At 54.5% G+C, this 22788-nt stretch carries 26 protein-coding genes; 15 read left to right on the top strand and 11 right to left on the bottom strand.

Features of this window, described 5'->3' with window-relative positions:
- Nucleotides 1–1068, top strand: coding sequence for an ABC transporter ATP-binding protein (locus tag TGAM_RS05160; protein WP_015858630.1), 1068 nt, complete (start codon nt 1–3; stop codon nt 1066–1068).
- Nucleotides 1069–1133: 65 nt separating this feature from the next.
- On the opposite strand, the gene TGAM_RS05155 is transcribed toward TGAM_RS05160, so the two are convergent.
- Together TGAM_RS05155 and thsB are read right to left on the bottom strand one after the other, a co-directional pair.
- Entirely contained in the window at nt 1134–2009 is an 876-nt protein-coding gene (locus TGAM_RS05155; protein WP_015858629.1) for a zinc metalloprotease HtpX, read from the bottom strand.
- Nucleotides 2010–2080: 71 nt separating this feature from the next.
- On the bottom strand, nt 2081–3724 hold the full coding sequence (gene thsB / locus TGAM_RS05150; protein WP_015858628.1) for a thermosome subunit beta: 1644 nt from the start codon (nt 3722–3724) through the stop codon (nt 2081–2083).
- A 177-nt stretch (nt 3725–3901) separates the two neighbouring features.
- Here thsB and TGAM_RS05145 point away from each other — a divergent pair, with 177 nt between their 5' ends.
- The 3 genes from TGAM_RS05145 (at nt 3902) to TGAM_RS05135 (ending at nt 6188) form a co-directional block, all read left to right on the top strand.
- Nucleotides 3902–4567 carry a Kae1-associated kinase Bud32 gene (locus tag TGAM_RS05145; protein WP_015858627.1) on the top strand — a complete coding sequence of 222 codons (666 nt, stop codon included), beginning with the start codon at nt 3902–3904 and terminating at the stop codon, nt 4565–4567.
- Between the two features lie 164 nt (nt 4568–4731).
- On the top strand, nt 4732–5343 hold the full coding sequence (locus TGAM_RS05140) for a hypothetical protein (protein ID WP_015858626.1): 612 nt from the start codon (nt 4732–4734) through the stop codon (nt 5341–5343).
- 86 nt (nt 5344–5429) lie between these two features.
- The gene (locus TGAM_RS05135) at nt 5430–6188 is read left to right on the top strand and encodes a hypothetical protein (protein WP_015858625.1); all 759 of its coding nucleotides are present in this window, start codon (nt 5430–5432) and stop codon (nt 6186–6188) included.
- On the opposite strand, the gene TGAM_RS05130 is transcribed toward TGAM_RS05135, so the two are convergent.
- Genes TGAM_RS05130 through TGAM_RS05120 form a run of 3 tightly spaced genes read right to left on the bottom strand, consistent with a single transcriptional unit; the run spans nt 6178 to nt 9859 of the window.
- Complete coding sequence (locus tag TGAM_RS05130; protein WP_015858624.1) at nt 6178–8058, bottom strand: threonine--tRNA ligase; 1881 nt, start codon at nt 8056–8058, stop codon at nt 6178–6180. The genes TGAM_RS05135 and TGAM_RS05130 overlap by 11 nt on opposite strands.
- 32 nt (nt 8059–8090) lie before the next feature.
- The gene (locus TGAM_RS05125) at nt 8091–9215 is read right to left on the bottom strand and encodes a mechanosensitive ion channel family protein (RefSeq protein ID WP_048811162.1); all 1125 of its coding nucleotides are present in this window, start codon (nt 9213–9215) and stop codon (nt 8091–8093) included.
- Between the two features lie 2 nt (nt 9216–9217).
- Nucleotides 9218–9859, bottom strand: coding sequence for a DUF432 domain-containing protein (locus TGAM_RS05120; protein WP_015858622.1), 642 nt, complete (start codon nt 9857–9859; stop codon nt 9218–9220).
- An 88-nt stretch (nt 9860–9947) separates the two neighbouring features.
- Here TGAM_RS05120 and TGAM_RS05115 point away from each other — a divergent pair, with 88 nt between their 5' ends.
- The 5 genes from TGAM_RS05115 to TGAM_RS05095 are packed head-to-tail and all read left to right on the top strand — an operon-like array spanning nt 9948 to nt 12897.
- Entirely contained in the window at nt 9948–10535 is a 588-nt protein-coding gene (locus TGAM_RS05115; protein ID WP_015858621.1) for an exosome complex RNA-binding protein Csl4, read from the top strand.
- Nucleotides 10536–11171 carry a DUF2067 family protein gene (locus TGAM_RS05110; protein WP_015858620.1) on the top strand — a complete coding sequence of 212 codons (636 nt, stop codon included), beginning with the start codon at nt 10536–10538 and terminating at the stop codon, nt 11169–11171.
- The gene (locus TGAM_RS05105) at nt 11161–11448 is read left to right on the top strand and encodes a DNA-directed RNA polymerase subunit L (protein WP_015858619.1); all 288 of its coding nucleotides are present in this window, start codon (nt 11161–11163) and stop codon (nt 11446–11448) included. The genes TGAM_RS05110 and TGAM_RS05105 overlap by 11 nt, the downstream gene beginning before the upstream one ends.
- Nucleotides 11449–11479: 31 nt before the next feature.
- The gene (locus tag TGAM_RS05100) at nt 11480–12505 is read left to right on the top strand and encodes a mannosyltransferase family protein (RefSeq protein WP_148206270.1); all 1026 of its coding nucleotides are present in this window, start codon (nt 11480–11482) and stop codon (nt 12503–12505) included.
- A 5-nt stretch (nt 12506–12510) separates the two neighbouring features.
- On the top strand, nt 12511–12897 hold the full coding sequence (locus TGAM_RS05095) for a ribonuclease III family protein (protein ID WP_048811161.1): 387 nt from the start codon (nt 12511–12513) through the stop codon (nt 12895–12897).
- On the opposite strand, the gene TGAM_RS05090 is transcribed toward TGAM_RS05095, so the two are convergent.
- Complete coding sequence (locus TGAM_RS05090; RefSeq protein ID WP_015858616.1) at nt 12894–13463, bottom strand: ASCH domain-containing protein; 570 nt, start codon at nt 13461–13463, stop codon at nt 12894–12896. The two genes, TGAM_RS05095 and TGAM_RS05090, sit on opposite strands and share 4 nt — an antisense overlap.
- Complete coding sequence (locus tag TGAM_RS05085; RefSeq protein ID WP_015858615.1) at nt 13460–13798, bottom strand: ASCH domain-containing protein; 339 nt, start codon at nt 13796–13798, stop codon at nt 13460–13462. The genes TGAM_RS05090 and TGAM_RS05085 overlap by 4 nt, the downstream gene beginning before the upstream one ends.
- A 72-nt stretch (nt 13799–13870) precedes the next feature.
- Between TGAM_RS05085 and TGAM_RS11035 the strand changes: the two genes are divergently transcribed.
- Both TGAM_RS11035 and TGAM_RS05080 read left to right on the top strand, forming a co-directional pair.
- Nucleotides 13871–14035 carry a class III signal peptide-containing protein gene (locus tag TGAM_RS11035; protein WP_094745785.1) on the top strand — a complete coding sequence of 55 codons (165 nt, stop codon included), beginning with the start codon at nt 13871–13873 and terminating at the stop codon, nt 14033–14035.
- Between the two features lie 10 nt (nt 14036–14045).
- On the top strand, nt 14046–15269 hold the full coding sequence (locus tag TGAM_RS05080; RefSeq protein ID WP_015858614.1) for an A24 family peptidase C-terminal domain-containing protein: 1224 nt from the start codon (nt 14046–14048) through the stop codon (nt 15267–15269).
- Nucleotides 15270–15415: 146 nt separating this feature from the next.
- Here the strand turns inward: TGAM_RS05080 and TGAM_RS05075 are convergent, their stop codons facing one another.
- Nucleotides 15416–16048 carry an HAD-IB family phosphatase gene (locus TGAM_RS05075; RefSeq protein WP_015858613.1) on the bottom strand — a complete coding sequence of 211 codons (633 nt, stop codon included), beginning with the start codon at nt 16046–16048 and terminating at the stop codon, nt 15416–15418.
- Nucleotides 16049–16144: 96 nt separating this feature from the next.
- Here TGAM_RS05075 and TGAM_RS05070 point away from each other — a divergent pair, with 96 nt between their 5' ends.
- Genes TGAM_RS05070 through TGAM_RS05060 form a run of 3 tightly spaced genes read left to right on the top strand, consistent with a single transcriptional unit; the run spans nt 16145 to nt 19024 of the window.
- Nucleotides 16145–16858 (top strand): RAD55 family ATPase, encoded by a 714-nt coding sequence (locus TGAM_RS05070; protein WP_048811160.1) that lies wholly within the window; start codon nt 16145–16147, stop codon nt 16856–16858.
- 9 nt (nt 16859–16867) lie between these two features.
- A complete protein-coding gene (locus TGAM_RS05065; RefSeq protein ID WP_015858611.1) occupies nt 16868–17314 on the top strand; it encodes a hypothetical protein in 447 nt (148 codons plus the stop codon).
- A 3-nt stretch (nt 17315–17317) separates the two neighbouring features.
- The gene (locus TGAM_RS05060) at nt 17318–19024 is read left to right on the top strand and encodes a DUF4910 domain-containing protein (RefSeq protein ID WP_015858610.1); all 1707 of its coding nucleotides are present in this window, start codon (nt 17318–17320) and stop codon (nt 19022–19024) included.
- Here the strand turns inward: TGAM_RS05060 and TGAM_RS05055 are convergent.
- Nucleotides 19021–19353 carry a transcriptional regulator gene (locus TGAM_RS05055; protein WP_015858609.1) on the bottom strand — a complete coding sequence of 111 codons (333 nt, stop codon included), beginning with the start codon at nt 19351–19353 and terminating at the stop codon, nt 19021–19023. The genes TGAM_RS05060 and TGAM_RS05055 overlap by 4 nt on opposite strands.
- Nucleotides 19354–19677: 324 nt before the next feature.
- Nucleotides 19678–20148, bottom strand: coding sequence for an Lrp/AsnC family transcriptional regulator (locus tag TGAM_RS05050; RefSeq protein WP_048811159.1), 471 nt, complete (start codon nt 20146–20148; stop codon nt 19678–19680).
- 106 nt (nt 20149–20254) lie between these two features.
- Between TGAM_RS05050 and TGAM_RS05045 the strand changes: the two genes are divergently transcribed.
- Nucleotides 20255–21421 (top strand): OBG GTPase family GTP-binding protein, encoded by a 1167-nt coding sequence (locus tag TGAM_RS05045; RefSeq protein WP_015858607.1) that lies wholly within the window; start codon nt 20255–20257, stop codon nt 21419–21421.
- A 6-nt stretch (nt 21422–21427) separates the two neighbouring features.
- Here the strand turns inward: TGAM_RS05045 and TGAM_RS05040 are convergent, their stop codons facing one another.
- The gene (locus TGAM_RS05040; protein ID WP_048811158.1) at nt 21428–22636 is read right to left on the bottom strand and encodes an ATP-binding protein; all 1209 of its coding nucleotides are present in this window, start codon (nt 22634–22636) and stop codon (nt 21428–21430) included.
- Nucleotides 22637–22788: the final 152 nt, after the last annotated feature.

Raw genomic sequence — 22788 nt, 5'->3', positions numbered from 1 at the left:
TTGGCGGGAATACGGCTCGTTAATCTGGTTAAGAAGTTTGGAGAGGTTACCGCCGTCAGGGGGATAAACCTCGACATTAAGGATGGGGAGTTCATGACCCTTCTCGGTCCAAGCGGCTGCGGAAAAACCACGACGCTCAGAATGATAGCCGGTCTGGAGGAGCCCACCAACGGTGAGATTTACATAGGCGACAAACTCGTGTCCTCCCCGGCCAAGGGAGTCTTCGTGCCACCAGAAAAGAGGAACATAGGAATGGTTTTTCAGAACTATGCGGTCTGGCCACATATGACAGTGTTTGACAACGTTGCGTACCCGCTGAAGATCAGAAAGCTGCCCAGAGAGGAAATAGAGAGAAGGGTTAAACACGCACTTGAAATGGTTCGGTTGAGGGGTTTCGAGAAGCGCTATCCCCATCAGCTGTCCGGTGGTCAGCAGCAGCGCGTCGCCCTCGCAAGGGCGCTCGTTATGGAGCCCGAGGTTATGCTACTCGACGAACCTCTAAGTAACTTGGACGCCAAGTTAAGAGAGGAGATGCGCTTCGAGATAAAGGAGCTCCAGAAAAGGATAGGCATCACGATAGTCTACGTTACACACGACCAGGCCGAGGCTATGGCCATGAGCGACAGAATCGCCGTTATGAAAAGCGGGGTAATACACCAGACGGGTTCACCATGGGAGATTTACAAGAGACCGGCCGATTCATTCGTTGCCGGGTTCATCGGTCTGGCCAATTTTCTGAAGTTCGACAAGGTCAGGATTGAGGAGAATAAGGCCGAAGTCGTGCTCTTCGGGGGCAAGGTGAGGGTTACCTGCGCCCCACCGCTGAAAAAACAGGGAAAGCTAATATTTGTCGTAAGGCCCTCGGAGATAGAGCTCCTTGAAAGCCCGGCGGAAAACACTGTTGAGGGTACGGTAAAAAGGGCAACATTCCTCGGGGATATAGTTGATTACCTCGTCGAGGTCGAGGGTAAGAACATAAGAGTGCAGACCAAAGCGACGAAGATCCACCCAGAAGGAAGCAAAGTTTACTTGAAGATAACTCACGGCGTGCTCGTGAGGCTCTCGTGACCCTTTCATTATTTAATTATCCACTTATGTTACTAATGAGCCAAAACATGTGGAAGGGGGAAGAATCAGAAGTTGGGGACGTAGCCCATCTCCTCGGCTATCTTCCTGAGCCTTTCAATCCTCTTCTCGGTCGGCGGGTGGGTTGAGAACAGCTCGGCGATGCTCATTCCCCTGAACGGGTTGACGATGAACATATGGGCCGTTGCCGGGTTGCCCTCACGCATCGGCCTGTAGCGAACGGCCTGCTCTATCTTCATCAGTGCACTCGCCAGCGCCCAAGGCTTTCCGCTTATCCTAGCACCTCCCTCGTCGGCAAGGAACTCCCTCGAACGGCTTATCGCTGCCTGAATCAGCATCGCCGCGATTGGCGCCAGGACAGCCACGAGGATTGCCGCTAAAACGTTTCCTCCGTCATCCCTGTCGTCGTAGGAGCCGAAGATGGCTATCCATCTTGCCCAGTAGGCGAGCTGCATTATTGCCCCGGCCATTGCGGCTGCCACAGTTCCGATGAGGATGTCCCTGTTCTTGATGTGGGTCAGCTCGTGGCCGATTACACCTTCAAGCTCGTCCCTGTTGAGAATCCTGAGGAGTCCTTGAGTTACGGCCACCACTGCGTGCTTCGGGTCCCTTCCTGTTGCGAACGCGTTCGGAGTCTCGGTCGGGATTATCGCCACCCTTGGCGTTGGAAGTCCCGCCCGCTCGGCGAGGCTCCTGACTATGGCGTAGAGCTCTGGTGCCTCCATCTCGTCAACTATCCTCGCGTTGTACCAGCTCAGCACAATTCTGTCACTGTACCAGTAGGTGATGAAGTTGAAGAGCATGGCGAATAGGAACATAATGAAAGCTATCTGTGGCCCGCCGAAGAGGTAGCCTATTCCCATGAGCAGTCCCGTGAGGATTGCCATCAGAAGACCAGTTCGGAGCCACATCTCAAGCCCCATCGTCTCACCCCTAAGAATGTGGAAGAAGTGGAAAATAAAACCTTTTGGTCAGAAATGAGTAGAAAAGGGCATCACATGCCCATGTCCATGCCGCCCATGCCGCCGGGCATTCCCCCGCCCTGACTTCCCTCGGACTTGCTGGGCTTTGCCGCTATGACGTCGTCGATTCTGAGTATCATTATTGCGGCCTCGCTGGCGCTCTTGATGGCCTGCTTGGTGACCCTGAGCGGAGCGATGACACCCTTCTCGAGCATGTCAGCTGGCTTGCCCTCGAAAACGTCTATGCCGATTCCAAGGCCCTTGTTCTTGTGCTCACTGATAACCTTGACCATTACGTCAACCGGGTCGAGACCGGCGTTCTCGGCGAGGGTCTTCGGGATTATCTTGAGGGCCTCTGCGAAGGCCTCAATGGCGAGCGCCTCCTTGCCACCGACCTGCTTGGCGAACTCGTCGAGCCTGATGCTGAGCTCAATCTCGGGAGCACCACCAGCGGGGAGGATTGCGCTATCCTCCATGACGTCCTTGACTACTTTGATAGCGTCCTCAAGGGCGCGCTCGACCTCGTCAACGACGTGCTCGGTTCCGCCCCTGATGAGTATTGTCACGGCCTTCGGGTTCTTGCAGCCCTCAACGAATATCATGTTCTCTCCAGCAACCTTCCTCTGCTCGACAAGCTCGGCCTCACCGAGGTCTTCAGGAGTCAAATCCTTAACGTTGGTGACTATCTTCGCCCCAGTGGCCTTGGCGAGCTTCTCCATGTCGCTCTTCTTGACTCTGCGAACGGCCATTATGCCGTACTTGGCGAGGTAGTGCTGGGCGAGGTCATCGATGCCCTTCTGGACGAAGACAACGTTCGCTCCGGTCTTGGCTATGGCCTCGACCATCTCCTTGAGCATCTTCTCCTCCTGCTCTATGAAGTCAAAGAGCTGGTCCGGGCTGGTGATGTTTATCTTGGCGTCTGTCTCGGTCTTTTTGACCTCTAAGGCGTCTCCTATGAGTGCAATCTTGGCGTTCTCAACCCTCTTGGGCATCCTCGGGTGAACGACCTCCTTGTCGATGACGACACCCCTGATGAGCTCGCTCTCCTCAACGCTCTCGCCGGGCTTCTTCTCAATCTTGATGTTGTCGATGTCAACCTTGTACTTTCCGTCCTCCTTCTCGGCGACCTGCCTGACTGCCTCAACGGCCAGCTTCGCTAAAAGCTCGCGGTGGGCCTCGGCACTCTTTCCGGTGATGGAGGTGCCCGCTATCTTGAGGAGGGTCTCCTCGTCGTCCGGATCAACGGTTATGGCTATCTCATCGAGTATTTCCTGGGACTTCTCTGCCGCCATAGTGTAGCCCTTGACGATTATGCTCGGGTGAATGTTCTGGTCGAGCAGTTCCTCAGCCTTCTTGAGAAGCTCGCCAGCAATGACGACGGCAGTGGTGGTACCATCACCGGCCTCCTTGTCCTGAGTCTTCGCAACCTCAACCATCATCTTGGCAGCAGGGTGCTGAAGGTCAATCTTGTCGAGGATGGTTGCTCCATCGTTCGTAACGACGATGTCGCCGAGGCTGTCGACGAGCATCTTGTCCATACCCTTCGGGCCGAGGGTCGTTCTAACGGTTTCGGCAATAATCCTCGCCGCGAGGATGTTGAGCCTCTGGGCGTCCTTTCCGACGTACCTCTGGGTTCCCTCCGGCAGAATAACGACCGGCTGTCCGCTCATACTCATTTTGACATTCCTCCAAACGTTTTGCTTTTTTGCAGAATCCATTCGTCAGCACTCTATATAAATTTTTGGTTCAAATTGTTCAAATTTTCGGCTAATTTTTGGTCAATCGACAGGAAAATTCGGGGGAGGTTATGGAAAGGGCTAAAACTACAACCGAGAGCTAAAATCGGTGGTGTGATGAAACTCATAGCCCAGGGAGCCGAAGCAAAAATCTACGAGGGAACCTTTGAAGAGGTCTTCGGCGTTGACCTGCTGAAGGAGAAGGTAATCGTGAAGCACAGGGTTCCTAAGAGGTACAGGATCCGGGAGATAGACGTTAAGCTGAGGAAGGAGCGAACCGTTAGGGAGGCGAGAATCCTCCACAGGGCAAAGGCCTTTGGTGTGAACTGCCCCCACGTCTACGAGGTGAACCTGCGCGATATGACAATCGTCATGGAGTTCATAGAGGGAAAACGCCTGAAGGAGCATCTGGAAGAAGTCCCAATGGAAGAACGCTTAAACCTCTGCCGGGAAATCGGGAAACAGGTGGCAAGACTCCATAAGGCGGGAATAGTTCACGGCGACTTAACAACGAGCAACATGATTCTCCGCGAGGGGAAGGTCTACCTTATAGACTTTGGTTTGGCTGACTTCGACTCAACGCTTGAGGCGAGGGGCGTTGATTTGCACCTTCTCAAGAGGGCAATGGAGAGCACACACTACACCTGGTTCGGGGAGGGCTTTAAGGCAGTTCTCGAGGGCTATGCTGAAGTTCTCGGCGATGAAACGAGGAAGGAAATCGAGGAGAAAATAGAGGAGATAGAGAGCAGGGGGAGGTACAGGGAGAGGAGCTGGACAGGCTGAACGTTTTTGAAGACCCCCAAGATTTCCGGAGTTATTTCAATTTTAAACGAAAATTCTGGAAAAATTTCACGAAATCTTGGAACAATACAAAAATTGATCGAGCTCTAAGCTGGGTGGGGGAAGGTTTTTAAAGGAATGGTAATGAGGCGTGAGTGGTGATGGGCTTGAAGTTCAGGGGAAGGGCCTTCGGCAGCACCGCGAGGATAGAGTTCGACATAATGACCCTCGGCGAGCTCAGGGTAGATGACATACGCGATTTTGACGTCGATTCCCTCCGGCTGGAGTTCAGGCCGACCTCTTCTGGTATAAAGATAGTTGGTATATGGGAGGGACCTGTTGAGAGAGCGGGAGAGGGAATTAAGAAGGCCCTTGAGGAGAGCGCCAAGCTTCGCGAGAGGATTATGAATCGGATAAAGGCCAAAACTGCTTCAATAAGGAGCACCATGCTCCAGATGGGATTCAAGGAGGAAGTTGTAGGATACGGTAATGCCCTACGCTTCATAAAGCGGGTCGGTGAGTACGAGATAGTGGTTGTGGTCTCCACGACCGACAACGTCGTCAGGGTCGAGGTGTACGGCAACGAGGGCAAGATCCTCGGGCCCGAAATCCAGAGCGTCTTTGGGGACGTTGAGGTTGAAGAGCTCGAAGTTTACGACCTTGAAGATGAGAGGGACGAGAGGCTGGTCATAAACCTCGAAATACCGAAGGACGACGAGAGGCCGGACAGGAGGATAGCCGAAGCAATAAAGATAATCGAGAATATGCTCATGACTTGAACATGTTGGTGCATTCTTCTTAATTTGATCGTCGTTTATTCACAATCTTTTTAGGCAGAAAAAACTAATATTCAAAGGGGGTCCACATGGCGGGTGATTATGAGGAGGAATTCCCCGTCGACCAGTTCATGAAAAACTTCATCCCTGGATCCATCCTCGCTATCATCTATGAGACATACTCGAACGTCTGGGAGCTTCCGTTCGTTATGGCAAAGGAGTTCGTGGAGCGTGACTGGGCAGTGGTTATTACCAACTACATCAGACCCGTTGAATACCTCCTCCGGGACCTCAAGCTGACTGGTCTTAACGCCGAGGAAAGCCTCAACGAGGACAGGCTCTTCATCATCGACGTTTTTGGATCCCGTTACGGGCTGAGAAATGACAAAAAGAACGTTTTCTATCTTGATTCAGTTGATCCCGAAACCCTTAACCCCAAGATACTCCGGATATATCAAGATAAGATAATCCCCAAACTCCAAGGAAAACGGTTGCTGCGCATCGTTTACCCCCTCCATGGAGTGACCCAGATAGCCGGTGAGGAGGCCACCGTAAAGATGTTTGGCCAGCTCATGGCCCAGTACTCAAAGCTTCAAGTTGAGAGCTTTATGGTGCTTCCACTGAACAAGGACACGGTCTCTAAGAGCTTTACCGCCTGGATCGTTGAGCTGAGCGACTACGTTCTCCTCTCAAAGGTTTTCATAGGGAGAAATCAGATCGAGGAGCACCTATATTTCCTCAAGGCACCGCTCCGCGACTTCAAGCCGGAGGAATACCTCCTCATTAAGACTGGAAAAACAGGAAGGGAGAGATTTGGGATAAGGAAAATCAAGGGCTTCAGCCCCTGAACTTGGGCCTCCTGCTGAGGAGAAGCGGTAACGGCCTCGGCTTGTAGGGGAAGCCCTCGGTCTTCTGCCTGATTTCCCTGATGAGGTCTTCCAACTGCATCTCGACCTGCTTGCCGTCCTCCCTCCTCCTGACGGTGACTGTGTTCTGCTCTTTCTCGTTCTTGCCGACGACGATGATGTAGGGAACCCACTCCTTCTCGGCCTTCCTTATCTTCTTGTTGAGCCTGTCGTTGGTGTCGTCAACGTCCACCCTTATTTTCGCGCCTTCAAGCTTGCCGGCGACGTAGAGCGCGTAGTCGAGAACGTCATCGCTGACCGGAATCACTCTAACCTGTATCGGGCTGAGCCAGAGCGGGAACATCGGCTTCTTGCCCTGGGCCTGCAGTTTCGCCTGCTTCTCAAGGATTGCGTACATAACGCGCTCGATGGCTCCGCTCGGCGAGCAGTGGAGTATGAGCGGGTAGCGCTCCTTGCCTTCCTCGTCGTAGTAGGTTATGCCGAACCTTTCGGCGTTCTCGACGTCAATCTGGACGGTACTTAGAGCGGCCGCCTTGTCGAGGTTGTCAACGAAGTTGAACTCGAACTTGAGGATGAAGTAGAAGAACCTCTGGTCCCACATCTCGATGAGGACGGGCTTGCCGATTATCTTAGCCAGCTCGACGATGAAGTCCTTATTAGCTTCCCAGAAGTCGTGGGTGAACCTTATGGCAACCTCGTAGTCGTCAGGAGTGAGACCGACTCCCCTGAGAACCTCCATGCTGAGCTTGTACTGCTTCTTGAACTCGTCCATCGCCTGCTTGAGGTCCTTGGCGACGGTGTGCATATCTGGCATCGTGAAGGCCCTGAGACGCCTCAGGCCTGAGAGCTCACCGCTCTTCTCGCGCCTGAAGGAGTACCTTGTGAGCTCGTACATCCTGAGCGGGAGGTTGCGGTAGCTTATAATGGCGTCCTTCTTGATGAGGAACTGGCCGAAGCAGGCGGCAAACCTTAAGAAGAACTTCTTGTCACCGCTCTTGACGATGTACTGCCTGGCGGGGAAGCGGTTGAGGTACTTCTCGAGAGCAGGGTGCTCGAAGTCGTACATGATGGGGGTCTCAACTTCCATCGCTCCGTACTCGACGACCTTCTCGGTGACGTACTGCTCAAGGAGGCCCTTTATCAGCCTGCCCTTTGGATAATACCGGAGGTTTCCGGCGTCGCTTCCCGGTTCGTAGTCAACGAGCTCGTGCTCGAGCATGAGCCTGACGTGAGGCGGCTCCCTGTCGGCAATCCTATTCTTGGCTATCTCGTAGTTGACGAACTTCCTCAGGTTCTCGTGGCCGGTGAAGTCGAACTTGTCAACCTCTATGAGCTCTCCCTCGGGGGTGAGGATGTACCAGTAGCTGACTAACTCTTTCTCCTCCTTCTCGAGGGCTATGTTGCGCTCCTCCTTGCTGACTCCTTCCTCCGGGACTATCGTCCTGCTGAGCTCGGCCAGCGGGTGCCCCTTACAGCTCAGCTTGAAGGCCTTGTAGTAGCCGAAGGGAGCGCGCTTGACCTCGTAGCCCTTCTCCTTGAGCTTCTCCTCTATCTTTTTGAGCACTTCGAGGGCAACGTCAGGTTTCGCCAGTTCACTGCTGAGGTGGGCGAATGGGTAAACGAATATCCTCTCGGCCTTGACCTGCTTCGCAACGTCCTCTATCTCGGCTACCGCCTTCCCGACGACCTCTTCGGGGTTTGCCTCGTCAACCTTCTCGACGCTTATGAAAACCGCCAGAACTTCGTCGAGCCTGCCCTTCCTCTGCTCGTCGCTTATCGGCTCGGGATTTTTCAGGGCCTTGTCCCTGACCTCGTACTCGAGGTAGTCGGCGTGTATCAGAAGCATTCTCATTCCTACCACCACCCTTCCCTAGCTTTGAATTACTAAAACTTTTCCCCACCTCTTATAAAAGTGTTTGAGGAATCGGAATCCTCGAGCTTTATCCGTATCGGTTCCGGGAACCAGTTGACCCTCTGGGGGAACGGGATCTCTATGCCGGCATCGTCGAGCGCGCGCTTTATTCTCTCCACAATCTCAGTTCTGACGTCAAACCACTTATCGCTCGGAACCCACGCCCTGACGGAGAGGTTCACGCTGCTGTCCCCCAGCTCGGTAACGTAAATCCAGGGCTCCGGCTCGGCCAGTACGAGCGGCATCTCATCCAGAGTCCGCCTGATGACATCTATTGCCCTCGAGGTGTCCTCCTTGTACGCGATTCCGACGACGATGTCCACCCTCCTGACCGGGAACTTCTGGAGGTTTATTATGTTGCTGTTGAACAGCTTCTCGTTTGGAACCCTCACGAGGGTTCCGTCCCACTGCCTTATCCGGGTGGAGAGTATCCTTATGTCCTCGACGACACCCTCGACAACGTTGCCCTCTACCTCAAGCCGTATCGCCTGGCCTATCTCAAGGGGTTTGTCGGAGTAAAGAAAGAGACCGGAGATGAAGTTCGCTATGACCGTCTGGGAGGCAAAACCGAGGACGATACCCGTTATGCCAGCGGCCGCGATTATCGTGGTGAGCCTTCCGGTGAGTCCGGCTATGTTGAGGGCTATGAAGAACGCTATCGTTATGAGGGTGTAGTAGAGGATCTTGGCCTTTATCTGAACCTCTGGAAGCTCGGAGGGTGCCGCGTGCATGATGAGGTAATCCTTGGACTTCTTGGCCAGAACGTAGACAGAATAGAAGACCACGAGAGCGCTCAGGATCTCGCTGACAGAGGACCCGCCAACCTTGTAGTCGAGCAACCCGAGCACCTTAAGGGCGTAGAAGAGAGCTATGAGAACCACCATGTTGTGGACGGTCTTGGCGGTGTCCTCGTTGATTATCCACACGTGCTTCACGCTGGAGGAGAGCTCAACTATGTGGTGCCTCAGGAGCCTCGCAACAACAAAGCCCAAGAGGAGTATCAGTGCCGCCTCGAAGACCGACCAGAGGCCTATCGTTATCTTCGTCGGACCGAGGCTTATCGTTATGTTGGTCGCGTTGCTGAGGTTCGAAAACACGGTCACCACCTCATGATAAAATTGGGGAGTGTCTTGACGCTTCCAACCCTTACGAGGTCGTCCTCAGGTGCCATACCGGTGTTGTTTATCTCTGGGAAACCGTTGCCGAGTTTGACCGTGATGAGGGGATAGTATGCCCTTCCCTCCCTGTAGTACATGGTGCTGCCTTTTATGGGAAACACCACCTTGTCAATGGCCTTCCACTCTGTGGAAGCGTTTACGACGCTCAGCTTAACAACACAAACGCTTTCGGGTTCTTTTTCTGAAAACTCCGAGACCCAGTAACGGGCTATGGCGCCGGCCTCTATCGTGCCGTAGAGGGCATACTTTTCCCGGGTAAGGGAGAACCTGTCTATTGAGAGCCCCCCCACAAGAACGTCGAGCTCAACGGGGGCACTGACGTAGCCCTCTACCTTTTCTCCAGGGGGGACGACGAGTGGGCTCTTAAGCCTGATCATGAGAAGACCAACCCCATAACCGACGGCGGGGGCGGGGAGAAGGATTATTCTACCACCAGAGCTTTTTTTGATCGTCCTCGTGACATCACCCCTGCGGTACCTTACGAACTCGCCCTCCTCAAGCAGGTGAATCTTTGTCCCGGGAACCTTTATGAACTGGGTTTTCAGCTCGTAGGATCCAAACATGGTCTCTAATTGGCAGGGAACGATTTAAGGTTATCGGGCTGGCAAAGACTTAAAAGATCTTTGGGGGAATTCCAACGGAGGTGGGGGAATGGAGGCTAAAAAACCGGCCAAAGAAGGAGAGCTTGTTCTCCCGGGGGATTATCTGGGTGTAATCGAGGAGTACCTGCCCGGCGAGGGTGTTAAAGAGGAGAACGGAAACCTCATCGCAACTCGGGCCGGGAGGGTCAAGATAAACAGGGAGAAAATGGAGATAAGCGTTGAACCGGTGACCGACACGCCACCGCTTCCAGAGGTGGGGGACACTGTCCTAGCTCAGGTTTTGGAGGTAAAACCCCAGGTAGTTATAGTCCAGCTCCTTAGAATCGAGGGGAAGGGGAGCAGGGAGATAGCGACGTCCAAGCTCGCGGGTATACACGTTTCCCAGGTAAAGAACGGCTTCGTTGAGGATATGAGCAGGGAGTTCAAAGTTGGTGATATAGTTCGGGCGAGGGTCATCTCAAACGAGAAGAGCCCGATCCAGCTCACTACCCGGGCCCCCGACCTTGGTGTGGTTTACGCCTTCTGCTCGCGCTGCAGGACGCCGCTCATACGGCGCGGGGACAAGCTCATATGTCCCAAGTGCGGCAACGTCGAGACGAGAAAGCTTTCAACTCTCTACCGCAAGATGGTGATCTGAATGAGGGCAAAGCGCGTCATCACGATACACGTGCGCGACGACAGGGAGAAGGAGGAGTTCATGAAAGAACTCCAGAGGCTCTCACTTCCGGCGTTCATATACGTCCACGGCAAGCTCGACTCCATAAAGGTGAACGTCCAGGGCACAAAGGAGGAGATACGGGAGGCAATAGCCAAAATCAGGGCCATACACAACAGGGTGAGGGCAAAGCTCTACCCGGACAGGCGCGGCCTCTACCACTACTCCCCCGACGACGTATTCCGAGAGGCGGGAACGAGCGTGTCCCTCCCGATTATACTTAAAACCCTCGAGCTGCTGGGAGAGAGGGCGGAAGTGGATGAGGCCAAAGGCGAACTGGTGACCTCCCTACCCTGGGACGAGATTGTCGAGCTCGTGCGCAGGCTGGGTCTCACGCTGTCGGAGATAGCACTTCAGACGACAAGACAGATCAGGGAAGTCGTCCTTCCGGTCTCGGTAGCGTTCGATATGGATCCCCAGGAAGTTCTGGAGCTTCTCGTTGATCTCGGCTTGGCCGAGTGGAAAGAGGATAAGTTTAAATACGAACTCGTGAAGAACAAGGAGCAGGCTCTGGAGGAGGTATTAAAGCGTCTCAGGGGTGATGCTGATGAGGATTGAGGTCATCAAGAGGGAAGGTAACACCTTCGAGTTCTACCTTGAAGGGGAAGACCACACGTTCGCGAACCTTCTGGTTGAAACACTCCACGAGGACAAGCACGTCAAGTTCGCGGCCTACTCAATCGACCATCCGATTCTCATGGCCAGAAAGCCGCGCTTCAAGATCGTGACCGACGGAAAGGAGAGCCCGGAGGAGGCACTTGAAAAGGCCGCTCAGAGGGTCTTTGACCGGGCGAGGGCGGTACTTGAGGCGTGGAAATCCGCGATTGAGGGATAACCTTTTAAAGAGTTTTCCTCTTGTCCTCTTTATGAGGGTAAAGTTAAGCGACAGCCAAAAAAAGTTCATCATACTCATCGTGGCAATAGTAGTCTCCAAGCTCGTGCTGTTGGCTGGTGCTGACTTTGAGATCGAAAAGTTCTGTATGAGGTGGGACGGGGAGCATTTCATAAAAATAGCGGATGAAGGTTACTATGACATACATGAGCTGGCGTTTGGCCCCCTTTTTCCCGCCACGATAAGGCTTCTTTCCCTATTGGGTATAGAAACGTGGCTTGCGGCGTTCATTATCGTAAACCTGCTGAGCGTAGTCCCGCCCCTCATCGTCTTCAGGAGATGGGGCCTCAAGCCCGCCCTCTTCCTGGCCCTGAACCCTGCCTACGTCCTCTTCACCACCGCACCGTACAGCGAGGCAATGGCACTCTCCCTCGCCCTTTTGGCCTATGATCTCAGGGAGAAGAGACCGGAGTTATCGGGGATTTTCCTCGGGCTTGCTGTTCTCGCCAAGTATACAATGGGCCTTCTGATCTTCGCTTTCCTGCTGGATGGGAAGAGGATCAGGTTTCTCATCCCGTTTTCAGCCTTTGGTCTTGTCCTCCTGCTCTTTTTCAATTCAGTCGGTGGCAGTCCCTGGGTTTATTTTGACATCGAAAAGCAGTGGGATGCAAAGATGAGGGGGCCGGTAGCCCAGATAAAATGGATGATGGACAGCTGGTTCACTAACCAGCCCTGGAGGATAAGGGACTTCCACCTCAGGGGCATACACTGGGTTGTTCATTCATGGGCATTTCTCCTCACCTACACGGCCGGACTCCTCATCCTGCTAAAGGAGAAGCGGGTCAAAGAGTTTCTCTTTTCGGCTCCCTTCGTGATTCTCCAGTATCTCGTTACAGGGGTTCCCTCCATAAGTACACCGAGACTCCTCCTTCCGGCAGTGCCGGCTTGGACCGTGCTTGGAGAGAAGATGAACCGCGTGATATTCTCGATCATAGCTCTTATCCTGCTGATTTCGACCTACTATGTCGGCCTCTGGCACATGCAAGCTTTCTTCGGGTGATCCAAATGAAGTACGTTCGTGATTTCAAGGACAAAGGCCTTTCGACCCTCGGCGATTCCCTCATCAACTTCATCTACTCCCTCGCACTGAGTGAGTTTACGGGCCGGCCAACGGGGGGAAGGGTTCCGAACTCATCACTGGCCATCGCGATAGAACGGGCGAAGCTGAGGCACCTCGTCCCGCCGAGGACTGACAAACACGGAAAGGGTGACATAGCGGAGGCAATAATAGCGTACGCATGGCTGGAGGGAGCGTTCACGATAGAGGAAGCCGTTGAAGTGCTCAGAGCAAACTTCACCGAGGACGTCCTCCACCCGTACAGGAGCAAAGAGGCCCTCGGTGTGGCCCTCGGGGAACTGCTGAGGCTCATCGGGAAGAGGCTGTCCCTTTAAACCTTCGACCCCATGATTCCCTTCTTTTTCAGCTCTTCGTAGGCCCTTCTAAGTGCGTCCCTTATCAAGTAGCGCTTGTTGAGACCGCCAAGTCTGTAGGCCGCTTTCCTCAGGCTCCCGGTCTTGAGGAAGAGCTCTATCAGTTTTCTATCCTCCTCGGGCAGGTCGAGGTACTTCAAAGCCTTCTCCGCTATCTCAACCGGCAGGTTGCCCTCGTAGGCGTAGTCGGAGCTCATCACGGGTTTGTCAAACTTCTCCACAAGGCGAAATACTACCACGTGGGCCTTGGAGTCGTCGTTTACGTACTTGTAGTGCTCCTTCAGGGCTTCAATCAGCTCCTCCCTGCTGGAAAAGCCGTCGAGGAAGGCATCCTCATCGGTGAGCTCCTTCACGGTCTTACTTTCGACCCTCTCTATTACGGCCTTTCCGAGGGCGTAGCCACCTGCGTGGATTAGAACGGTATCGCCTTCCCTGAGGTTGGGCCTTCTGCCCAGCCTGACGGTTGCCCTCTTCTTCCCCTTCAGTATCGCCTCCGCGTATCTTCCGTCGAATTCGAGGTGCTTCATCTTTCCTCACCGACGAGCTTGAACTTTATGGCTATCACGCCGTAGCGGTTCTCCTTCCACTTGGGGTAGAGGTTGTGGAACCGCTTTACGGCTCTCTCAAAACTCGGCTCGTCGGGAAAGATTTTCTTTATGGGTTCCTCGCGCAGAACCTGCCTAAATGTCTCGTAGCGCTTGACTTCTGTAACAACTGCCGGAATCGAGTCGTTGAAGATGAGCTTGTCCCCCGGCTGGATTCTCCTGAGCTGTGGGTAGGCGACGCGAACCTCTATCCTCTTCTCACCCGACTTTATGAAGTCGAGGTACTCATCGCGAACGAACAGTCTGTAAACCTTCATCTTGGCCCCCGGAAAGAGTTTTGGGGAAACTTTTAAATCTAATGATCCCGAAATAGAAGTGGAGGCGAGAGCATGAGGAGAGCCCAGACAGCTCTGGAGTACCTGTTCATGCTTGCGGCCGCGCTGATACTCGTGGCAATAGCCCTTAGAACAGTTCTCGACACGACAAAACAGCTCCAGCAGACGGTTTCGAGCTACGCAAAGGCCGTCCGCAAGAACGTTCTGGAGGACCTGTGAGGGGTTGCCGATGGATCCCCTTACGATTCTTATACTGCTAGTTGGATCATTCATGGGAATCCTCACCTCTTACACCGACCTCAAGACCGGCTTCATATTTGACAACCACGTTTTTCCCCTCCTCGCTCTGGTCGAAAGGCTCAGGGGTCTTGAGGAAGAAGAGGAAGTGCCCCTTAATCCAGTTCTAACGAAGATACCAGTTCCCGCCGTTGAGGCGGGGATACTCATCTACCTATACCTCGGCCTGAAATCGGGTAATCCCCTGGTAGCTCTCGCCGGGATAATAGGCTTTTTCGTTGGCCTGGTTCTCGGTTTGATCCTCTACTACGCCGGGGCCTGGGCTTCAGGCGACGTTCTCGTTTTGGCCGGCTTTTCGGCCCTCCTGCCGTACCCGCTCCATTATGCCCGTGTTGTCGCACCGTACGAAGTCAGATACCCGCTCTACCCGATTGCAGTACTCTTCAACAGCATCCTCGCGGTCTTTCCCTTTCTCTTCGCCTACGCCCTCGGTGTGCTGATAGCGAGGAAAAAGACCAAAAAACTCAGACAGGTTCTCTTTGAGAAGGCAAACCTCTCCGTTGAAGTGGCGCTCTGGCTCATGGCCGGAGTAGCGGTCTCAGTTCTTCTCCAGAGGGCAGGGTGGACTCTTCCCGCCCCCGTGCGCTACCTTCTAACGATAGTCACCATCCTCATCTTTGGAAAGTACCGGCGCGTCGGTGATGGCATCGGTCTGGCTTCCCTCGCCTACCTCACGTACCTCCTCGGACTTGATGCAGCTTACGGCTTCCTAAAGCTCGCCGTCGTGCTTTACCTGTTCAAGGTCTTCTTCTCCGTCGTCAGGGTTCTCCGCGAGGAGGCCCTCGTGGAGGAGGTAACGGTTGAGGAGCTGGGGGAGTGGGACATCCTCGGGGAGACCATCTACATCGAGAACGGTGAGGTCAGGAGAGAGCGCTCCGGCTTTTTTGAACTGCTCGTGAGGGCCATTAAGGAGGGAGATCTAAGCGTGCTCACGTCCCCGGTGAGGGGTGAAGTGATCGCGTCCCCTACGGCCGAGGGGCTCTCGCGCGAGCAGATAGAGAAGCTTAAGGCCCTCGTGGAGGAGGGAAAGATCGAGAACAGGTTCCTCAGGAAAAAGGCCATGCCCTTCGCCCCGAGCATCTTCATCGGTTTCCTCATAGCCTTCTTCTGGGGCGATGTGTTCTGGTGGCTCGTGCTGAAGACGGCCGGACTTTGAGGGTCAGGGAAGGGCGTGCTCATCACCGCTCGGCAAAGCAAAAGGTCATCATCCCCTGTAGGCCCGACCGGAACCCCCGCATCACCCCTCAGCGGAGAGGGCGGGCAGCCGGGCCCACAGAGGGTTGGGGATCGGCCTTAAAAACCTCACTCCTCCTCAAGCAGTCCTTCAATTATCTCCCTGACCTCGTGGAGGCTCTCGACCACGTGATCCCCTTCGACGCCCTCGTGGGGGTTTATCGCTATGCTGACATCGGCCTCACGGAACATCGCCAGATCGTTGTAGCCATCCCCAACCGCAACCGTGAGTTCTGGTTTAAGCTCTTCCTTGAGTCTGCGGAGGATTGTCCCCTTTCCCTCGAAGTCCACGTGTGGTGTTACTTTCCCCGTTATTCTCCCCTCTTCGTCAAATTCAAGCTCGTTGGCAAAGACGTAATCGACCCCGAGTTCCTTCCCCACCTTCTCGGCGAGGCACATGAGCCCGCTGCTCAGTATCGCGATCTTGAAGTCCTTCTCCCTAAGAAACTCGATCAGTTCAAAGGCCCCGTCCATGTACTCAACGCTCTCCACCCACTCCATTATCTCCTCCCGCCTGCGCCCCCGCCAGAGGGAAGCGTCGAGATCCGCCCACGTGGGGTAGTCTATCTCACCCCGAAAGAACATCTCGGCGTACTCCTTACCCTTTTCCCACGTCCCAAAGCGCTTGTGGAGCTCGACCCATCCCGAAACTGATTTCACGAGCGTCCCCTCTAGGTCAAAGGCTATCAACCTGACGGACATTCTCTCACCCCCTAACCAGTTGAGGTTTGGTGTTATAAATCGAGCGGAGCTTAAGCTTAAATACGTGGAGTGCGTATCTCAAACCGGTGACGTGAATTGTACGTGGGTGAGATCCTTAAGAGCCTTGACCGCGTTCCCTCGGGAGTTCCGGGCCTTGACGACATAATAGGAGGGGGCTTTCTGCCCGGCAGGGTTTACCTGATAACAGGCCCCCCCGGAAGCGGAAAGACCACGATGGGGGTTCAGTTTCTGGTCGAGGGCGCAAGAAACGGGGAGAAGGGTGTTTTCGTGTCCCTCGTCGAGGATCCGAGGATAATCCTTCAGGACATGCTGAGGTACAACTTCGGCCTGCTCGGCTATACCAAGTCGAAGATGATAACCTTCCACGACCTCGGCAGGATCCTCCTCAGGGCCGAGTACCGCCTAACCTGGAACGAGCTCTTCAACAGCATCCTCCAGATCATAAGCGAGGAGGGAATAAAGAGGGCCGTAATCGACTCATTTACCTCAATGGAACACCTTGTCAAGGATCCCGAGAACAAGCGCTGGGCCCTGGGAAGATTCATAAGGGCCCTCCAGGAGCTCGAAACAACAACACTGATAACCTCAGAGATGCTCCAGGGCGAGAGGTACACCGACGAGCACTACCTCGTGGACGGCGTTCTTGTGATCCACCACTTCATGCGCAACTATCAGATGATCCGAGCGATGCAGGTGCTGAAGATGAGGGGCGTTCCCCACGACAGCAACCTCAAGCGGATACGCTTTACGGACGAGGGAATAAAGGTGTACAACGAGGCGCCTTTCTGAGGTGGTAACATGGGGAAGAGCGAAAACAACGGGAAGGCCGAGATAAAGAAGCTCCTGCAGGAGGCCTACGAGTTCGGCTATTTCATCGGTTACAGGGGCCACAGCGAGTGGATATCGTGGGTGAGGGACAGGAAGGAGGAACTCTACCGGAGGGCAAAGGAACTTGGGGTCTACGAGCTCATCAAGAGTGCCTACAACAGGGGAAAGGTTGAGGGCTCAAACAGAAGGCAGGAGGAGATAAACCTCGGCCTGATCGAGAAGGGCAAGTTAACAGAGGAGAAGGTTAAGCCCAGGGTTGAAATGAGGAGGGCCGAGGAAAGAACTGGAGAGGGTAAAGGGCTCGAGGTCGAGTTTGCCCGCTTTCTCCAGACAACCAGGCTCGTCCTTCCCCCCGAGTTTTTGGACACCCTCAAGCACCTCGAAATACCGAGGATGCTCAAGTTGGGGGAGGAATGAGGTATGGGAATCATGCCGTTTCTCAGGGAGTCGGAGGTTTTAAGCTCCGAACGGATTCTCCACGACATCGTTGAGATAAGCCAGTTCCACCGGATACAGGGTTCAAAAGAGCTCGTTGAGGCCGTTAGATACATTGAGGAAGAGCTTTCTGCCTGGGGAGTTTCGAGCAGGCTTATCAGGGAGAAATACGATGGAGAGAGCTGGTACCTCACGCTGAGGTCTCCAATAGCGTGGGATCTCGTGGGGGCCGAGATCGAGTTCGACGGGCACAGACTGAACTCCTCAAGGACTCCCCTCGTGGCGATGGCCCACAGTCCCCCCGGAGAGGGAGAGGGTGAGGTTCTGCCGATAATCAGGGAGGAGGACTGGGAGAGGGCCGAGGGCAAGGTAGTTCTCGTGGGAGAGAACTGGAGAAAAGCCTACAGACGGGCCAATGAGAGCGGTGCAGCTGCGTTCCTCGCCTACAGGAGGGGAACCGGAAGCGCGGTTCCGTACATAGGCCTGTTCCTCTCGAAGGACGATCTCAAATGGGCCCGGATTCCAGCCCTGGCCGTCCCTGAGACGTGGGCAGAGGAGGCGATACGAAAGCACCTCTCCGGGAAGTCTCCAAAGGTTAAGTTCCGGGTTGAGGTAGAGGTGAGGGAAAGGGAGACCCTTCCGATACTCTACGCTGAGATAGGAGAGCCGCCTTACATACTGTTCACCGCCCACATCTGCCATCCAAGGCCGGGCGCCAACGACAACGCCTCCGGGAGCGCAATGCTAATGGAGCTCGCGAGGGTTCTGAGCCGCGTCTGGAACGGTTCCTTCCGCTTTGGCTTCGCCTTCCTCTGGATCCCTGAGTACTACGGCACCCAGGCCTTTGTGAAGGAACACGCGAGGATGGAGGATTACTACGCCGTTATAAACCTCGATATGGTCGGCGGAAGCGTGGACCGCTCCGGCTCAACGGTAATGGTCGTCAGAACTCCCCTCTCGAACTTCTCAGTCCTGTCGGGCATCATCGAGGCCTCACTTTCCCTGGCAAACATGAGGGGCGGAAAGAGCTTTTCGGGCTCTCCGATGCCTTTGCTCCCGGTGAAGGCTTATCCTTACGAAATGGGGAGCGACCACGATGTCTTCAACTTCTTTGGCGTCCCCGCCGTGATGCCCATAACGTGGCCGGACAGGTTCTACCACTCCAGTGAGGACAGCCCGGAGAAGGTAAGCAGGGCGACACTGGATGTAATCGGACGGGGTGTCCTCTCAGCTGTCCTCTTCCTGGCCAGGGGAGAGAAAAACGACCTTCAACGCGTTTCTAGGGGCTATGCAATGAAGTACCTCGGGGAGCTGGCGATGGAGACCGAAACCGAGGTTGCCGAGAGACTCGTGATGAACGGACTCGCGAGGGATTCGAGGTTCCTTGGAATTGATCTTGGCCACAGCTTTGAGGAAAAGCCGTGGCTCAAGTGGAGCGCCCGCGGCAGGATCTCGGTGGAGTTCATAAGGGGCAGAAACACCTCCCTGGCGGAGGAGTTTGAGAAGCTAACTGAGGATAGAAGGGTCATAACCCATCTCCACGAACTGGTGATGCTCGGGGAGAAACTACCTGAGGAAAAGGCTTACAAAGCCCTCAGGGAGGAGTACAGCGATATCAACGAGGAGAAGCTTGAAAGGCTTGAAAGACTCGTGGGAATACTCCTTGAGACGGGTATCGTGGAGGGGACTTAGTCCGAAATCTCCTTCTCTATTTCGTTTATCCTCTGTATTATGCTCTCCTTTATGCGTTCTATGAGCTCCTTCGGGGAGGCGGCGGTGTAAACGTAGCCGAGCCAGCCCTGTTCGATCAGAGTTCTCTTAAGAACTCCCTTCCGGTAAAGGTTGAGAACGTGCTCCCTAACCGAGCGCTCGCTGAGACCCAACTCCCTCTGTATCTCCGTGATTCTCATGGGCCTTTTCTTCTCGAGCAGAAGCTTGTACACCCTGAGCTCCGTTTTCTTGAAACCGAGGCTCCTGAGCAGTCCTTCCAGCTTCTCGTAGACCTCGTCCCTTGCAACCATGCATTCACCTCTATGAAGTTTTTACTTCATGGCCCTTAAAAGGCTTACGGACTTAAGGGTTTTTGTGGAAAGAGTTGAGAAAAGGCACAAAGTTACTGAAAAAGATTTCAATTTTTAGGAGTTTCCCCGAAAATTGTCTGAGTGTGGGCCGGGCACAGAGGCCCGAGCTCACCGCTCGCACGGGTGGATGCTCCCGGCCCTGTGGGCTCGGCGTGAGCACGCTCCGTTCATCGAACCCGAGCACCTCACGGAGGCGGGTAGACCGAGCCCGTGCGAGGGGTATTGTCCCCCCGCTGTCGGCGATAGTGATTACCAGCCGGGGGTTTAAAAGATTGTGGGCTCCTCAATTGGCAGCTCGCTGCTCTCCTTGTGAACCTTTAAGACGACCATCGTATGGGTCGATTCAACGCCCTCTATATCCCCTATCGCGTCGAGGAAACGGTTGAGCTCATCGCTGTCCCTGGCCCTTATTTTAACTATCATGTCGTAATCTCCGGTAGTCTCGTAGACCTCTACTATCTTGGGGTACTTGCTGAGCTCTTCCGCAACCTTGGCATACATCCCCGCTTTCGTCTTTATCAGAACGAAGGCGAGCATTCCCAGGCCGAGAGCTTCAGGATTCAGAAGAACGGTAAAGCGCCTGATTATCCCCCTCTCCCTCATCTTCTTGATTCTCTCGTAAACGGTCGATTCCGCGAGGCCAACTTCCTTGGAAATCTCCCTCAGGGAGGATCGGCTGTTTTTCTGCAGGATCATGAGTATCTTCCGGTCTATCTCATCCATTCTACCGCGCATGGGAACCACCCCTAAAAAATTTTCGAAAGGATATATAAAGTTGCCGATCATCAAAAGGCCATACTTTTATAAAATCGCCCTCGCCCATAATCCCGGGAGGGATAGAATGCCAACGAACGTGACAGCGGAGTACCTCGCTGCCGAGGAGGAATACAGGAACGCAAAGACAATTCCCGAGAAGATCCGAGCCCTCGAAAAGATGTACGCAACGGTTCCAAAGCACAAGGGAACCGAGAAGCTCCGCCTCCAGATAAAGCGAAGGTTAGCGGAGCTCAGGAAGGAGCTTGAGAAGCAGAGGCAGATGCGCAAGAGCGGTGGCGGGCCCTCGATGGCCGTCAGAAAGGAGGGCGCGGCGCAGATAGTCCTTGCCGGTTTACCGAACGTTGGCAAAAGCTCCCTCCTTCGTGCCCTCACAAACGTCGATGTGGACGTTGCTGACTATGCTTTTACAACGGTTAAGCCAATTCCCGGAATGATGCATCACAAGGACGTTCAAATTCAGCTGGTAGAGGTTCCCGGTCTCGTTGAGGGCGCCGCCTTGGGTAAAGGAATGGGGCCCCAGCTCCTGAGCGTGGTAAGGAACGCCGATGCCATAGCGATAGTCGTTGACCTCTCCCAGGATCCGATCAGGCAGATGGAGGTTCTCCTGAGGGAGTTCGAGAGGGCAGGAATAAAGGTCAACAAGAGGAGGCCGAGGGTCGAAATCAAGAGGACAGCGATGGGCGGAATCGTCATCAACGGTCAGGAGAACATAAAGGGCGACATTCAGGAAGTCATGAAGATGCTCCGCGAGGAGCGCATACACTCGGCGGAGATAACGGTCAAGGAGCCCGTGACGCTTGAAGAGTTCGCCGATGCCATAGACGAGAGCCTAGTCTGGAGGAGGGCGATAATCATAGCCAACAAGGGCGACGCTCCCGGCAGTAGGGAGAACTACGAGAGGCTCGTTAAGGCCTACGGCGACCGCTTCAAGATAATCCCGATATCGGCGAAGAAGGGCATAAACCTTGAGAAGCTGAAGGACGAGCTCTACGATTTGGCCGGAATCATCCGCGTCTTCACCAAGAGCCCCGGAGAGGAGCCGGCTTATCCTCCGGTCGCCCTCAAGAAAGGTTCAACCGTCATGGATTTGGCCGAGAGGATTCACAAGGACTTCGCCAAGAACTTCCGCTATGCGAGGGTCTGGGGCAAGAGCGTCAAGTTCCCCGGCCAGAGGGTCGGAGCAGATCACGTTTTGGAAGACGGGGACATAGTGGAGATTCACGCGAGGTAAGTTCCCTCAAACGTTCTCGTACTCGATGACGGGGCTGTAGTCTATGCCGTAGAGGAAGCGGGGAACCTCTCTCCCGCCGAGCACGATGACGTCCTTTGGATACCTGCCGCCCCTTTTCCCGGACTTTACCTCGACCCTCATCCCAGGAACAACGGCGTCGATCTCGTATTCGCCAGTTCTAAAGTAATAAACCTCCCTGAACTTCCGGTAGAGGTGCTCCTGAACGACCCACTCGTAGAGCACCGAGTCCTCGATCCTAACCCTGCTCCACTCGGCGAAGGCCCTCGCCATCAGCGGGTCCCTGATGGCAAACTTCCTGTTCTTCTTCGGGACGACTTCCTTTCCCCACTGGGAGAAGGGAATTTCTAAGAGTACTTTGAGCTCCGAAAGAACGGAAACGTAGCTCCTCACGGTGTCCCTGTTGACTCCGGCTTCCTCACCGATCTCGCGGTACGAGAGCGGGCTGGGCGCTTTGGATATGATGGCCCCCAGTATCTCCCTCGCTATCTCGGGGTCTTTCTCCTTCTCCAGGCTCCTCAGGTCGGCCTTTAGCGAGCCGACTATGTCCCCCTTTCTGATCCTCCTGTTCAGGTAAGCGGCGTAGCCGCCGGTCTGGAGGTAGCTTTCGAAGGCGTCCTGGCCTTTCCCGTCGAAGTAGTCCTCAACGCCTGTAACCAGCTTATAGTAGTCCCTGAAGCCGAGGGGCATTACCTCAAGGACTCTCCCGTTACCCCTCCTCCCCGCGAAACGGCCAACCGCCCGGTCGAGGTTGACGGAGACGGAGCCCATAACGGTGACGACGTCGTTCCTGAGCTTTCTCCTGTTTATCAGGTCTATTATCGCCTTCCACCAGTTCCTGACCGAGGTAACCTCGTCGAGAAATATGAGGGAGCCCTTTATCCCCTTGGCGTCTCTGAGCTTCAGGTACTCCCTGAGAACGGCGGAGAGGTCGTTCTGGTCGTCGAGCATCGTGCAGTCGAAGTAAAAGATTTCGTATGGGTTCTCCCTCTCACGGAGGAGCTCTTTTATGAGGAGCTTCACCCCAAGGGTTTTGCCGACCCTCCTCGGCCCGACGAGGAAGTTCACCGAGAAGGGTTCGAGCGAGAGGTCATTTATCCACGAGGGGACGTAGCGGTACTCTAAGTCCCTCCACTCCTCGACGTCTGGGTCTTCCTCGTGCACCCACCAGGGGTTGTACTCTTCAAGGTCAACCATGGGATCACGTACGCCCCGTGATTTATATACCTTGCGGAACGTCGTTCGGCAAGGGTTTATAAATAAGTAGCGATTGTCATTCGACAAGACTTTATAAACTCTTGCCGGTTCTCGACCGGCAACAAAGAGCGGCGGGTTTTCGTTTTATACCT

The sequence above is a fragment of the Thermococcus gammatolerans EJ3 genome, assembly GCF_000022365.1.
Classification (GTDB): domain Archaea; phylum Methanobacteriota_B; class Thermococci; order Thermococcales; family Thermococcaceae; genus Thermococcus; species Thermococcus gammatolerans.
This window is presented reverse-complemented; position numbering and strand designations above follow the sequence as displayed.